Below are 14,547 nucleotides of genomic sequence, written 5' to 3'. Positions count from 1 at the left end.
CAAGGATACGCAGCAGGTATGTACGAATCTTTCTATGGGCTGACCGAAAAACCGTTCTCGATCCAGCCCGATCCGGAGTTCCTTTTTTTCAGCCGCCGGCATAGCTTAGCGTGCGCGATGCTGGAGTACGGAATCCGGAATCGGTCTGGTTTTTCGGTCATTTCCGGCGAGATCGGTTGCGGTAAGACGACGTTAGTACGCCATCTTTTGACGCAACTCGGAGCCGATGTGCGCGTCGGGATGGTCTACAACACGCATCAGGATATTGCCGACCTCCTAGAGTGGATCATGCTCGCCTTCGAGCAGCCGTACGAAGGCTTATCGCAGGTAGCCATGTACGACAGGTTTCAGCGTTTTCTAATCGATGAGTATGCGGCAGGCCGGCGCGTGTTGCTGATTGTCGACGAGGCGCAGAATCTCAATGCCAGCGCGTTAGAGTCGCTGCGGATGCTGTCCAATATCAATGCGGATAAACACCAGCTGCTGCAAATTTTGCTAGTCGGCCAGCCGCAGCTTAATGACATGCTACAGCGGCCGGAGATGCGGCAATTCGCTCAGCGGGTGGCCGTGCAATTCTTTATCCCGCCGTTCGAACTGCCCGAGGTGGAGCGTTATATCCGCCATCGCTTGAAAGTGGCGGGGCGCTCTGCGCAACTGTTTACCCTCAAAGCGTGCGAGAAGATTGCCGAAGCGACCAACGGCATCCCACGAAGTATCAATATCTTGTGCGACACCGCGTTGGTGTATGGCTACTCGATGGAGGCCGAGTGGATTGACGATGAGCTTATCGACGAAGTTTTGCAGGATCGCGCGACCTACGGCGGCGCTTTAGCCGCGAGCTGAGCCGGTCGCGCTGACCAGCGCGATCGGCACGCGATAACTCCCTAGCCGCCCACGGGCTTGCGCATTTTCGCGAGCTGCGCCACCGCCTGGGCACGGTTACTGACATTGAGCTTGCGGAAAATCCGCTGTAAGTGGTTTTTAACCGTGAACCCGCTAATGTTCAGGATTAAGCCGATTTCGCTATTGGTTTTCCCGCTGCGCACCCATTCCATGATCTCGATTTCCCGCTCACTGAGCCCGAAATCTTCAACGCCTTCGTCTTGCCGGGCATGGGGCGCCGTACCCCGTTGACCGGGAAGGTGGGTGACCTGTCGTAACGCCGTATCGATGTGGGGTAACAGCAACTCTATGTATTGTGTCGACCGCGGCGTCTGCGCCGCCTTGCTGAACACGATATACATACAATCGTGCTGGCCGCGTTCGTCGTTGATGCCGTGGACAAGCGCCGAGCGCATGGTCAGAAAGGCTTGATTAATGGGGCATCCGGCGTGGCGGTCGTCTAACGAAAAGCCTTGCGGCGCGGCGATTGTCAGAGGAGCGAAATCGTTTCCGGCCCACTGCCGGAACAATCGTTGGACGAAAGGCGTAATATCTCGGTTAATTACCGGCTCCGAGCGTATGCCAGGCAGTGCGGAAATAACGTCGACATAAAGCAGACCCAGCTCGAAGTTGCCCCAAGTTGCCAACAGAATGTCGTGCGGTAGGAAATGCTGGATGTCGCTCTGCAACCACCGAAATAAATCAAAATGCCGCTTTACTCGTAGGGCGCCTTGAATTATTTCGAGAAAGCGCTCGCGTTCCTCGGCCGAATAGGGTGGGAATTTATTTGCGTGATCCATACGCGGAGTAGCACTAGCCTAAGCTGTTGGTAGTTTTCACTTATTTTACACGATTTATCGCTAAATTCCCGGCTAATGTCCAGAGTTCTCTCCATTTTGTCGCGATGCCTAGAGACTCTGCGGGCCAACGGTCTCGCTATCGTCTTGATTGCTCGTGTTTTATTAGTCCAAACGGGCTATTGTTGGGGCGTGGGGCGGCCGATAGCCTCCTTTCGAATTCGGTGCGGCCGCTTAACCGGGGAAGCGTCGTGCAACAGCCAGGCCTTCTTCTAGGCCGCTGAGAACATACAAGGATGCAGCCCCCCGAGCAACCTGCTGGCGCAGCATAATAATTAGACGAAGGATGCCATGATTCTCGTAACCGGCGGTGCTGGCTTTATCGGTAGTAATTTCGTTCTCGACTGGCTGCAAGGCTGCGACGAGCCCGTCGTTAATCTTGACCGCCTCACCTATGCCGGCAATCTAAGCAACTTGGCCGCGCTTCAGGGCGATAGCCGGCATCACTTCGTTCAGGGCGATATTTGCGATCAAGCATTAGTGGATCGACTGTTGGCTGAGTACCGGCCGCGAGCCATTGTGCATTTCGCGGCGGAAAGTCATGTGGACCGCTCTATCCACGGGCCGCGCGATTTTGTGCGGACCAACGTCGAGGGGACATTCAGCCTGCTCGAAGCGGCACGTGGCTACTGGGCGCGTTTATCGAATGAGGAACAGGCCGAGTTTCGTTTCCTGCATGTCTCCACGGACGAAGTCTACGGTTCGTTAGCGGCGGAGGATTCGCCTTTTACCGAACGTAACGCCTACGAGCCGAACAGCCCTTACTCGGCGAGCAAGGCAGCTTCCGATCATTTGGTGAGAGCTTGGCATCACACCTACGGCTTACCGGTATTAACCACCAACTGCTCGAACAACTACGGCCCTTACCAGTTTCCGGAAAAGCTGATCCCGCTGGTGATCGCCAACGCCTTAGCAGGGAAGGCGTTGCCTATCTACGGCGATGGGCAGAACGTTCGCGATTGGCTTTACGTCGGGGATCACTGTAGCGGCATACGCGAGGTGCTGGCGCGTGGCGTTGTCGGCGAGACATACAATATCGGTGGCTGGAACGAAAAAACGAATATCGAAATTGTCGAAACCATCTGCGATCTGCTCGACGATCTGGCCCCTGCTGCGGAAGGCTCCTACCGGCGTTTAATCGCCTTCGTGCCGGATCGCCCCGGGCATGACCGGCGCTACGCCATCGATGCCCGCAAAATTGCCGACGAACTAGGCTGGCGGCCGCAGGAAACCTTCGAATCCGGTATCCGTAAGACCATCGGATGGTATCTGGATAACCAGGCATGGGTCGAACACGTGCAGGACGGCTCGTATCGAGACTGGCTAGAGACGAACTATCGGCTGCGGCGTTCCGACCGCTAACCCCCGACACGGAGAGAGTCATGGCACGTAAGGGAATTATTCTCGCCGGCGGTTCCGGTACCCGCCTATATCCCATCACCCACGCGGTCTCGAAGCAGCTACTGCCGGTCTACGATAAGCCCATGATTTACTACCCGCTGAGTACGCTCATGCTGGCGGGTATTCGCGACATCCTGGTCATTTCCACGCCGGAGGATCTGCCGCGCTTTCAACAAATGCTGGGCGACGGCGGACGCTGGGGGATTCAGCTTGCCTATGCCGTGCAGAAAGCGCCGGAGGGGTTGGCGCAGGCGTTCTTAATCGGGGCGGATTTCATCGGCGACGATGCCTGCTGCCTGGTGTTGGGAGACAACATCTTCTACGGCCACGACTTGCAGGACGACCTGATGGCGGCGGGGCGGCAGGAGGTCGGGGCCACCGTCTTCGCCTACCCGGTAAACGACCCGGAGCGTTATGGCGTAGTTGAGTTTGACGGTAACCGGCGTGCCATTAGTATCGAAGAAAAGCCGCGGCAACCGAAGTCGCGCTATGCCGTCACGGGGTTGTACTTCTACGATAATCGCGTCATCGACATTGCCCGCGACATCAAGCCTTCCGCGCGCGGCGAATTGGAAATCACCGATGTTAACAACCGCTATTTATCCCTGGGCGAGCTCAATGTCGTCACCATGGGGCGGGGGCACGCCTGGCTGGATACCGGAACGCACGAGTCCCTGATCGAGGCCAGTCTATTCATTCAAACCATCGAAAAACGGCAAGGCCTGAAAATAGCCTGTCCGGAAGAGATCGCATGGCGTCGCGGCTGGATCGACGACGCCCAAGTCGAGGCTCTTGCCGAACCTTTGCAGAAAAACGGCTACGGCCGCTACTTGCTGCGTATGCTCGAAAGCAAAGTCTTTTAACCGAACGAATGTAGCCAGGCAGAAAATGCGAATCATCGATACCCGTATCCCCGACGTGAAACTCATCGAACCGCGCGTTTTCGGCGACGAGCGCGGTTTTTCCTGGAAAGCTATAATGCGCGCACCTTGGCGGCCGAAGGTCTACGGCCGTCATTCGTGCAGGACAATCACAGCCGGTCGCGGCGAGGGGTGTTGCGCGGGTTGCACTACCAGGTTAAACAACCGCAAGGCAAACTGGTGCGTGTCGTGGTTGGCGAGGTTCTCGATGTCGCGGTCGATTTGCGGCGCTCGTCTCCCACCTTCGGCCAGTGGGTATCGGCACGTTTATCCAGCAATAACTTCTGCCAATTATGGGTTCCCGAAGGGTTCGCGCACGGCTTTGTCGTGCTATCGGAATATGCCGAATTTCTTTACAAAACGACCGATTACTACGCGCCTGAGCATGAGCGTTCGATTCGCTGGGACGACCCGGATCTCGCGATCGACTGGGAAATAGACTTTACTCCCCAATTATCCGAAAAAGACGCTGCCGGGCAGCCGTTTCGCGAGGCAGAGGTGTTTGCATGAGCGTGCGCCCACGCATCCTGCTGACGGGCGGAAGCGGTCAGGTCGGTTGGGAGTTACGACGCAGCTTACTCGCGCTGGGAGAGGTTATTGAGCCGGATCGCGAGCGCTATGACCTGTGTCGGCCGGAGCGGTTGGCACGCCTTATTCGCGACCTAAAACCGCGTTGGGTGGTCAATCCGGCCGCTTATACGGCCGTCGATAAGGCAGAATCCGAGCCGGAGCGTTGCCAGCGGATAAATGCGATAGCGCCGGCCGTACTGGCGGAAGCTGCGCACGCGGTGGGGGCTGGGTTTATTCATTTCTCTACCGACTACGTTTTTGACGGCGCTAAACATAGCCCCTACACCGAAGACGACCCGACGGCACCGCTGAACTGGTATGGGACCACCAAGCTCGAAGGCGAGCAGGCCGTTGCCGATGTGTCTCGGGACGGTGCCTGGTTAGTGCTTCGAACCGGCTGGGTTTATGGCGGTCGCGGCCATAACTTCGTCCGCACCATGCAGCGGCTAATGAGCGAGAAAACACAGTTGACCGTGGTCGACGACCAAATAGGCGCTCCGACGTGGGCGCGCTCTATAGCCGACGTTGCCGCGCAAGTGCTTGCCTACTGCCAAAGCCCGAGCGCGATGGCCGAGTACGCCGGCGTCTACCATGTAAGCTGCGCCGGCGCGACGAGTTGGTATGGCTTTGCCAGCCGTATTCGCGATCGCCTGCTAGCGGCAGGCATGGAGGCGGTGGCGGAGTTGTCCCCGACCGATAGCGCGGGCTATCCCACGCCCGCCGCGAGGAGCCCCTATTCGGTCCTGGATAACAGTAAGTTAGCACGCCGCTTCGGTTTGGTGCTGCCGCCTTGGGAGGAGGCGTTTATGTTGGCCGCGCCTGAATTTGGCCTATAGAGGCGTTGCCAAAACAACGTCTTAGGATAAACGGGCTATAGTGATTGGGTACGAGGCCCCATTAATATGTACCTATATTCAACCCGCTCGCCGGCTTGGCGCGTTAACACGTAAAACGATAATGATAAGCATGAAAATACCCCGCTTTTTGCAAGTCGTAGCTTGCTGCCTCGGATTGAGTGCAGCGGGCCTTGGCCACGCCTCCGTTCTAACGTACCAATTCGGCGAAATACTATCGCCCGAGTCGGTTGATCCGGCAGTGGCTAACGTGTCTTTTGCCACGCTCACCGTCGATACCGAGACCTGGACGTTCCGCCTATCGGCAGACGATCTGTCCGGATTCGGTTCGGGCGCTTTCGTGGGGGCTTTAGCAATCGGGGGCGATTTCTCCCACGTCGACGTTGTGAATACAACGCCGGGCGGGGGGATCCAAAATGTTAGCTATCATCCCGGAGGCGGGCCGGGAGGGGTGTTCGATTTCCGTTTCGACTTGACGGGCCCCCGGCAGGATCGGCTCACCGACGGCGAATGGGTCGAGTGGACCGTGCAGGGGCTATACGGGCTCGATTATCTCGCCCTCCATGTGAGGGGAATCGACACCATCGCTTTCGGAGGCAGCAGCTCCGCATGGTACGGCGCACCGTCGCCGATCCCCCTGCCGGCGTCGGTGTGGCTGCTGGGCTCCGCTCTTGTTGGTTTTGCCGCAATGCGGCGGCGCCAGTTGGCAAAAGGGGTTTAAGAAAACGCCCGCAATAAGGTCCGAACCGTAGCGGCCGCCGCCGAGGCAAGGCGCGGCAGCTGGAAAGAGCCTTTCAAAACAAAAGGATTTGAGCATGTTGGGTGCCATTGTCGGGGATATTGTCGGGTCCGTCCCGCAGCCCGAGCCAGCGTTGCCCTCTAGCGGCCCGCTTTTCTCCGCAGCAAGCCAAGTGACGGGGCATACGATAGCCACCATCGCGGTTGCGGAAAGCTTGTTAAGCGGGCGGGATGGCGTCGACCTGCTACACGAGTATTACGCCCGCTACCCGGAGGTTGTTTATGAGCCGGCGTTCTCCGATTGGGCCAAGCAACGCCATCGTCTACCTTATCGGGGCGACGCCACCACGGCGGCGGCTCGGGTAAGCCCGGTGGCCTATGTTTATGAGCAGCTAAGGCCGGTCCTGACGGAAGCCGAACGCTGTGCGGTGTTGACGCACCGGCAGCCAAACGCGTGGAGGCTTGCTCAAGCCTTGGCCGGTTGCATCTACTTACTGCGCCGGGGCGCTCGTTGCGACGATGTCGTTAACCTTGCCCGCTTTGGTTTCGGCTGCGACCTAACCACCCCGATGGCAGAGCGCAGTGTCCACCTAGAGCTGCATGGCGGTAGAGTGGCGATAGCCCTTAGGGTGTTGCTGGACAGTAGCAATTTTATCGATGCGCTAGAAAAAGCCCGCGCCTATCGGGGTGCCGATAGTGCCTTGCTGAGCATGACCGGCGCCCTGGCGGAGGCGGCCTACGGCGTTCCGGCCGATATCGTCGCGGAGGTCGAGCAGCGGTTGCCGCCGTCGCTGGCCAAAGTTGTCCAAGCGTTCAGGCGCGTGTATGAAGGCGAGCAGCGGATAGACGCCATAAATGGCTACTCTATGGCGTGTTGAAGGTATTAGATTCGCGATGGTCGGCGCGAGCAGTGTCGCCGGAAAGCCCCAAGGCCGGTAAGCACCGTTGCCAGCCTTGGGGCAAAAAGCGATATTAGTGCGTGCGTATTCCCGCGTGGTGGCTGGCGGGGGGAGCGAGTCGCGGCGACACAACGGCCGCGTAGACGGCTGCAATGCCGACGACTATATAAACAAGGCGCGATAGCACGCTCATTTCGCCGAATATCGCTGCTACCAGATCGAAGTTAAATAGTCCGACGAGCCCCCAGTTGAGGCCGCCGACGATTAGTAGGATCAAAGCAACCCAGTTCGCTGTGGTCATAATAGACTCTCCGTGTCAGCTCGTGTACTTCCGGAACCGGAACTTCTGTACCTCACCACAGGCTTAAGTTTGTAATTAAGCTCCGATCCAGGGCCTAATTAGTCACGTTGACGCAAGCTTTCAACGTAGGTAAGAAGGGTCCGTTATCCCCATTTTCAGTACAGCGAGCTTACCAAGCCTATACCGGCGCGAGGGCTCGAAAACGACTGTCGGCACGCCCCCGCGGCCGAGATCGCAAGCCCGCCCAAGAGGGCGCGGCGTTCTGGACCGGCAAAACGAAAGCTGATCCGCCACTAGTGACCTAGCCCGTTTTCTCGTGGGCTACTCTGGCTTAACATCGGGGTGGATGAGTAGGAGAACGGAATGGCCTTATCCGACCCCCAGCAGAGCAGTCATACGCAAGCCGACGACCAGCCGGTGCGCCGGTTAGCGAGCCGGTTGTTACAAAATATGGCGGCCGGGTTACCGGCGAACTCGTTTTGCCGACCCGCCCGGCCGCTTACGCCCCGTTGCCGGAAGAGCTCGACCCTCGGCTGGTTGCCGCCTTGCAGAGCCGCGGGATTGAGCAGCTCTACGCCCATCAGCGGCAAGCCTGGGAGCATATCCGGAAGCGCGAGCATACCGTCGTAGTGACGCCGACGGCCTCGGGCAAAACGCTGTGCTATAACCTTCCGGTACTGCACGAGGCGCTCGCCGAAAAAGCCAAGGCCTTGTATTTGTTTCCTACCAAAGCGCTATCCCAGGACCAAGTGGCCGAGCTGATGGAGCTAAATCAAGCCGGCGAGCTTGGGATTCGCGCCTTTACCTTCGACGGCGACACGCCGGGGGATGCGCGCAAGGCCGTCCGCACGCGGGGCGATATCGTCGTGTCGAACCCCGACATGCTCCACCAGGGCGTGCTGCCGCATCACACCAAATGGGCGCAATTCTTCGAGAATCTTCGCTTTGTCGTGATCGACGAAATGCACACATACCGAGGCGTGTTCGGCTCGCACGTAGCCAACGTGATTCGCCGTTTGCGCCGTGTGTGTCGATTCTACGGCAGCGATCCGGTGTTTATCCTCAGCTCGGCTACCATTGCCAACCCCGCAGAGCTGGCCGAAGGCTTGGTCGGTAGCCCGGTCCGGGCCATTACCGAAAGCGGTGCGCCCAGCGGAGAGAAGCATCTGTTGCTCTGGAATCCGCCGGTGATTAACGCGGATCTTGGCATTCGCGCCTCGGCTCGTTCGCAGAGCACGCGAATCGCGCGCATGGCAGTGAAGAGCGGGCTTAAAACCATCGTTTTTGCCCAAAGCCGCCTCATGGTCGAGGTGCTCACAAAGTACCTGAAGGACGTTTTCGATAGCGACCCCCGAAAACCGCAGCGAGTCGCCGCGTATCGCGGCGGTTACTTGCCCACCGAGCGGCGGCGGACCGAAAAGGCCTTACGTTCGGGCGGGGTGGAATGCGTCATTTCCACCTCGGCGCTGGAGTTAGGCGTCGATATCGGCGGGCTGGACGTCTGCGTGCTGAATGGTTACCCCGGTACGATTGCCGCTACCTGGCAGCGCTTGGGGCGTGCGGGCCGCCGCAATCGGCCGGCGCTTGGCGTGCTGGTGGCATCGAGCCAGCCGCTCGACCAATACATTATTCGCAACCCCGAGTTCTTTCTAGGCGCCTCGCCGGAGCACGCGCGGATCGATCCCGATCAATTGCTGATCTTGCTCGACCATGTCCGCTGCGCAGCTTTTGAGCTGCGTTTCGGCGTGGCGACCGATTCGGCAAGGAGGACCTGGAGGAACTGCTCGCCTATCTGGAAGAGCAGGGCGTGTTGCATCGCGAGCACGATACCTGGCATTGGACCGAAGACAGCTATCCGGCGCAAAGCGTGAGTTTACGTTCGGTCGCCGAAGGTAACTTTGTCGTTATCGATACGACCGACGGCGCCAAGCGGATTATTGCCGAAGTGGACTACAGCAGCGCGGCGGAAACGCTGTACGAGGGAGCCATCTACATGGTGCAGGCGATGCCGTACCAAGTGGAGTCGTTGGATTGGACCGGCCGTAAAGCCTTCGTCACGCAAACCCGTGCCGACTACTACACCGACGCGATCGACTACTCGCGGCTGAAGATTCTCGATAATTTCGAGAGCGAGCGCGATACGCGTACCGAGACCTCGCGCGGCGAAGTGCATCTGGTTCGTCGTATTCCCGGTTATAAAAAGATTCGCTACTACACGCACGAGAACATTGGGTTTGGCAATATCAATTTGCCGGACCAGGAAATGCATACCACCGCCGTGTGGTGGCAGTTAGCGCCTTCGGTGCTGGACGAATGCTTCGATAATCGCCAGCAAGCGCTGGATGGTTTCTTAGGCGCAGCCTATGCTATGCATCATGTCGCCTCGCTTACCGTCATGGCCGAGCCGCACGATTTAGGTCGAGCCGTAGGCGATGGAGATGCGCGCTGGTTTGCCACAGTCGGCGCCAACGGGCGCGGACAACTGCGAACCTTGGATGGCGGCGAGCGCGATCCGGAAGCGGAAGGGCGCTTCCGGCCGGCGCTGTTTCTCTACGATAATTACCCCGGCGGCGTGGGTTTATCCGCCCCGCTGTACGACCGGCGCGCCCGTGTCGTCGCCGATGCCCGCAGCCTGATCCAGGCTTGCGATTGTAAGTATGGCTGCCCGGCCTGCGTCGGGCCGATTCTGGCGTCGGACGAACAACGCGGCTTCTCGCCGAAGCAGGCTGCACTGACCGTATTGGAGCAATTCAGCGCCCATGTCCCTGAAGAAGCGGCTTGATACCCTACGCCGCCAAGCCGGCGGTTCGCCCCCGAACGCCCCTTCGGAGCAGCCGGTTGGCGGAAATGTGCGGCAGCGGCTTGAACGGCTGGGGGGGCGGGCTGTCTGGACGTCTAAGCCGCGCGCCACGCGCGTTGAGTCGCCGGCGGCATTAGCCGAGCGGGTCGGCGGGCAGTTGGTGGGCGAGCACCTCATTCTGGTCGACCGCTGCTACAGCCTGGATACTTCGCACGGGCGTTGGCCTTTGACGGCGTGTCGCAGCGTCGAGGCGCCCTTTCCCTTGCCCGAACGGGCGCTATTCGTCGACACCGAAACCACCGGTCTGGCCGGGGGGACCGGGACGGTGGCCTTCATGGTCGGCATCGCCGAGCTGCTGCCCGAGGCGGTGCGGTTACGGCAATGGATGTTGACCGCTTTCGCCGGCGAGGCAAGCATGCTGGATGCCGTGGCCGATACCTTGGCGAAGGCAGAGGCGATTGTTAGTTACAACGGCAAATCCTTCGATATGCCCTTGTTGCGGGATCGGCGGCGTATGCAGCGCGAGTCGGACCTGCACGATCTGGCGCACCTGGACTTGCTGCACCCGGTGCGTCGCCTATTCGGCGCCCGTTGGCCCGACTGCCGGTTAAGTACTGTCGAGCGTGAGTTGTTGGGCGTTCAAAGAGAGGACGATTTGCCGGGTGCGGAAGCGCCTTGGGCGTGGAAGGACTATCTGGCCGGCCGGCCCCAGCATGCGCTGCCGCGCGTATTAAAGCATAACGAACTGGATATTCTGTCCCTAGTCGTTCTGCCGTCGGCTTTGTCGCGAGCCGTTGCCGACCCGCTTGCCTTGGGCGCAGATCCCGCCGCGGTGGCTAAGATATGGTCGCGAGAAGGGCAATCGGATAAGGCGTTGGCCACACTTCGTCGGTATCGGCAAGCGCTCGATCGTCGTGGTTTGTTGTTGTTGGCAAGTACGCTTAGATCCGTCGGCGATACCGAAGAGGCCGTCGACATTTGGAAGGAGCTAGCGTCTGCCGGCTGTCAAGAAGCGACCGAGCACCTGGCGAAGTATTACGAACACGTCGTTAAGGATTACGAACAAGCATTACATTACGCGCAACGACTTGCCGATAGCGCCGAAGCGCGGCACCGCCGCCAACGTTTGGAAAGGCGAATAGGCTAAGAGCGTAAGGGGAGAGGACAAAAGCAACCAGCGGGGCGTCCTGCCCCGCCGTGCGACTAAACTTGGGTGGCCTTTCTGGCACGTCGTGTGCCGGCCTAGGACGCTTCCTTTGGGATTCCTATCCCTAGTCCCGCCTTCCTTGGTGGCGCGCTTCCATTCCCGGTCCGTCGGGTCGCTGCCATCCGTTAAAAGCTGTGGACCAGAATAAATGAGGCTGCCCGGTTTGTCTGTAAGAAAATTCTGAAATTGGTGTAGGGCGGCGTCCTACGATAGCCCCGCTGCGGGTGTGAGCGGCTGGGGCTTTTGCGTCGGCGACTTATAAGCGCTTAGGTACGCTACACAAGCTGTCAGCTCCTTACTAAAGGTACTTAGCGCCGGGCCGGGAGAGAGAACGCCTTCGCCGATGGCCTCATTCACGAAGGTCGCCGTTTCTTCTAGAAGGAAAACGGCAAGCTGTTGACGGTGGGAGCCGTCAAAGTTCAGCTCTGCTCCGGTCCATTGAACAGCCTTCGTCAGCTCGGTGGGGTGGTTCAAGGCGTGCCTTAGACGGTCGGCCATACCCGGCGGATGCCAGGCACGTAGCACAAAGATTAACGCATCGTGGATCCGGCTTCTCTCCTGAGAGTATTCCCAATCGATTATCCACGTCGTCTCCTCAGTGCATAGGACGTTACTGGGATTAAAATCGCCGTGCGTTTGGCAAACCTCGATTTGCTGCAAGGGGCCCGCCGCCGCTAGGTGGCTTAGCCGCTGCGCGGCGGGTAGTACGCCCAGCTCGTCGAAATGGGGAATCTTCCCGCACCCGGCGCTAATGCTTATAAGCTGTTTGTCGCAATGTTCTCTCAGAGACCGCTCTTTGCGTGTCTGCGCATACAGCTTGGCGAGCGAAGAGCGAGCATCCTGCCAGCGGGCGTCGATCTCGTCGCTACCGCTAAGCCGCGCCAGGGGCAATCCGTGTAACATAGGCTCTTCGAACCAGCTGTTATCGGCGCCTTTGGCGTTGAGAGGCGGGATGGGTAGCCATGGAAACCGAGACCGGACATCGATCTCCGCCTCCAAAAAGTGCTTGGAACAGCCCTTTTTGCGGACGATATGGCACACTTCCCGTTGCCAATCCATGACCCTAATGCTGTGGTTGCCTGGGAGGTAGACCCAAGAATCCGCATTGGCGGGAGGCGGAGCTGTATACTGAAGGTAGCGCCGGGATAAAAACCACTCGAAAGGCGGCGAGAGCGCTGCCGTCACGTAAGCTTGGCGTGCAATCCGTTTGAGCGGCTGGCGGTCGACAGCGTACTCGCGCGCGAATCGTCTCAACACGGTTCCCGCCATACCCGACGGATAAATAAGATTCGTGTGAATATTCGCCCGCAGCGGCAGGCCCGCGTGGGCCGAAGCCGGTCGTTCGATACGGCCTTGCCAGCAAAACCGGCTAGCGAGATAGTCGCTGATAGTTTCCGAAAACGCGCACCAGAACTCTTCCCGTTGAAGAAGCGACGATAATTTCATGAGGTCTTTCCGAAGTATGTTTAGGTCCTGGCGGGATCTACGAATACAACGATTACTTGCTGCTAATTGTTGCGCCGATAGCTTTCTTGCGCCTAGGCGGCGACGGCTTTCTCACTGCTCCCGTTCCAAATTCGCTCGTACAATTCATCGAGGCCCCCTTCGTTCGCCGCTAGCAGCGCTGCCGTGAATTTAAGCGCCTCTCGGTAACCGCGGGCGCGATCTCTGCCGAAGGCGTCGGTGGCGGTCATGACATAGCGCGCCAGGGTGTAGCGGTGGTATTTGTATAGATCGCGCCGGGCCGCGGAGTCTGGGCCGGCATGCTTGGCGATGATGTAGGTGCGATTAAGCGCCGCCGCGAGCCCCATGTAGTAACCGCTGCCACGGGCGCCGGGAAAGCGGTGGTGGTAGATCTGCGCGTTACGAGCCCCGACTAAATGGTAATTCTGTAAAATGGAAAACGAAGCTTCCGTATCCTCGAATAACCCGTAATTGACGAAAGCTTCCGGGAATTGCGCTTTTTTAATGGCTTCGGTCCGATAGGTCATACGAAACCCGGTCATGGACTCCACCAGCACCGCATTTTGCGCCTCAAGCCAAGCCGGTGCTGCCCGGCGCCGCATCAGCTCCTGGCCCAGCGTCAGGAACGGATCCGGCGCCACCCAGGACTCCAAGGTGCGTTTAGCGCCGATAAGCTTCTTCTTAATCTTGTCGCTTGTGCTTAAGGCGTAACTTTCCTCCAGCTCTCCCGGCATGCTCACGGCTTCCGCTGCACACACGCCGCCCACAGTTTCCGCTTTATCGGCATGATAAGCGCGGAGGATATGTTCGCTGGCGTCCGGGTAGAACAGCGAGTCGTCATCGGGGAAAAACACGATGGCTTCCTGGACGTGTTTAAGGCCCACGTTACGCTGATAGGTGAGCCCGCGCTTGCTGCGGATGATTTCGGTTTGGCCGTTAAAGCCGATAACCGCTTGCCCCACCGTATCGCACACGGCTTGGTGGTCGTCGGACGAGTCGACGACGATCAGCCGCTGAGGCGGCTTCGTTTGGCTAACCAGTAACGGGAGCGACATCCGAAGCGCTTCGGGTCGATTGCAGGTTGCTACGACCGCATCGTAGTGAGGTAACGCGTGGCCACTCATGATTGCTGCCCCTGTGATTCTTGTCGATGGGTTGTGTCGGTCATGCAAACGCTCTTCGCGTTTCGTTAAGTGTGATTGCCGGTTGTGTCAGCGCTAAGTCCTCGCGCTTCCGAACAGGCGGGGGCAGCTGTTCATGGCGTTGGGTTTGCTTGCTGCGAGGCATGGCCTCGGCGGTAGGCGCAGGCCCTACAGTCGATGCGTGGTTGGGTAATGTAATAAGGCTAGGCGTGGGGGGTGGCCGACGGGCAGCGCAGGATTTTATCGACCTGGGCCGTCGCCGCGAAAAACCGGGCACGTCCTTGCTTTTTGGGTAGGTCATCGGTAATCCGTACGTCCTTGTACTTATAATGTTTATATCGGTGCGATAGGCGCACGGCGCCTACAGAAGGTCGCGCGCTACCGGCTTTCCCGCACCTATTGCGGCTCTAGTTCGCAGCAACGTAATCGGTTGGATTGCGCGGATGGCGGCCCGGCTCGCTCGACGCGATATAGCGCGTAAGCCCAGATTCACGCAAATGTAATAATCGGGA

General features: G+C 58.9%; 11 protein-coding genes and 2 pseudogenes. 9 read left to right on the top strand and 4 right to left on the bottom strand.

Features of this window, described 5'->3' with window-relative positions; genetic code table 11:
* Positions 1–18: 18 nt before the first annotated feature.
* Entirely contained in the window at positions 19–843 is an 825-nt protein-coding gene (locus CAI21_RS09760) for an ExeA family protein (RefSeq protein ID WP_116302112.1), read from the top strand.
* A 41-nt stretch (positions 844–884) separates the two neighbouring features.
* Here the strand turns inward: CAI21_RS09760 and epsA are convergent, their stop codons facing one another.
* Positions 885–1,682, bottom strand: a complete 798-nt coding sequence (gene epsA / locus CAI21_RS09755) for an XrtB/PEP-CTERM-associated transcriptional regulator EpsA (RefSeq protein ID WP_116302111.1) — start codon at positions 1,680–1,682, stop codon at positions 885–887.
* Between the two features lie 348 nt (positions 1,683–2,030).
* On the opposite strand from epsA, the gene rfbB reads away from it, so the two are divergent.
* The 6 genes and pseudogenes from rfbB to CAI21_RS09725 all read left to right on the top strand — a co-directional run bounded on the left by rfbB (position 2,031) and on the right by CAI21_RS09725 (position 7,100).
* Positions 2,031–3,101, top strand: a complete 1,071-nt coding sequence (gene rfbB, locus CAI21_RS09750; RefSeq protein ID WP_116302110.1) for a dTDP-glucose 4,6-dehydratase — start codon at positions 2,031–2,033, stop codon at positions 3,099–3,101.
* Positions 3,102–3,121: 20 nt separating this feature from the next.
* On the top strand, positions 3,122–4,003 hold the full coding sequence (gene rfbA, locus CAI21_RS09745; RefSeq protein WP_116302109.1) for a glucose-1-phosphate thymidylyltransferase RfbA: 882 nt from the start codon (positions 3,122–3,124) through the stop codon (positions 4,001–4,003).
* 25 nt (positions 4,004–4,028) lie between these two features.
* Positions 4,029–4,570 (top strand): annotated as a pseudogene (gene rfbC, locus CAI21_RS09740) (dTDP-4-dehydrorhamnose 3,5-epimerase).
* Positions 4,567–5,466: a dTDP-4-dehydrorhamnose reductase gene (rfbD, locus tag CAI21_RS09735; RefSeq protein ID WP_116302108.1), complete on the top strand. Its 900-nt coding sequence runs from the start codon at positions 4,567–4,569 to the stop codon at positions 5,464–5,466. The pseudogene rfbC and the gene rfbD overlap by 4 nt, the downstream one beginning before the upstream one ends.
* A 130-nt stretch (positions 5,467–5,596) precedes the next feature.
* The gene (locus CAI21_RS09730) at positions 5,597–6,205 is read left to right on the top strand and encodes a VPLPA-CTERM sorting domain-containing protein (RefSeq protein ID WP_181919355.1); all 609 of its coding nucleotides are present in this window, start codon (positions 5,597–5,599) and stop codon (positions 6,203–6,205) included.
* Positions 6,206–6,299: 94 nt separating this feature from the next.
* Positions 6,300–7,100, top strand: a complete 801-nt coding sequence (locus CAI21_RS09725) for an ADP-ribosylglycohydrolase family protein (protein ID WP_116302106.1) — start codon at positions 6,300–6,302, stop codon at positions 7,098–7,100.
* A gap of 94 nt (positions 7,101–7,194) precedes the next feature.
* On the opposite strand, the gene CAI21_RS09720 is transcribed toward CAI21_RS09725, so the two are convergent.
* Positions 7,195–7,422, bottom strand: coding sequence for a DUF378 domain-containing protein (locus tag CAI21_RS09720; RefSeq protein WP_116302105.1), 228 nt, complete (start codon positions 7,420–7,422; stop codon positions 7,195–7,197).
* A 363-nt stretch (positions 7,423–7,785) separates the two neighbouring features.
* On the opposite strand from CAI21_RS09720, the pseudogene CAI21_RS09715 reads away from it, so the two are divergent.
* Positions 7,786–10,204: pseudogene (locus CAI21_RS09715) on the top strand (DEAD/DEAH box helicase).
* Positions 10,182–11,369: a ribonuclease H-like domain-containing protein gene (locus tag CAI21_RS09710; protein ID WP_116302104.1), complete on the top strand. Its 1,188-nt coding sequence runs from the start codon at positions 10,182–10,184 to the stop codon at positions 11,367–11,369. The pseudogene CAI21_RS09715 and the gene CAI21_RS09710 overlap by 23 nt, the downstream one beginning before the upstream one ends.
* Positions 11,370–11,633: 264 nt before the next feature.
* Here the strand turns inward: CAI21_RS09710 and CAI21_RS09705 are convergent, their stop codons facing one another.
* A complete protein-coding gene (locus tag CAI21_RS09705; RefSeq protein WP_116302103.1) occupies positions 11,634–12,875 on the bottom strand; it encodes a phosphotransferase in 1,242 nt (413 codons plus the stop codon).
* Between the two features lie 92 nt (positions 12,876–12,967).
* The gene (locus CAI21_RS09700; RefSeq protein WP_116302102.1) at positions 12,968–14,017 is read right to left on the bottom strand and encodes a glycosyltransferase family 2 protein; all 1,050 of its coding nucleotides are present in this window, start codon (positions 14,015–14,017) and stop codon (positions 12,968–12,970) included.
* Positions 14,018–14,547: the final 530 nt, after the last annotated feature.

The organism is Alkalilimnicola ehrlichii (genome assembly GCF_003399765.1).
In the GTDB taxonomy this organism is placed as follows: Bacteria; Pseudomonadota; Gammaproteobacteria; order Nitrococcales; family AK92; genus AK92.
Note: the sequence above shows the minus strand (reverse complement) of the source record. Positions and strands in the feature narration are given on the sequence as shown.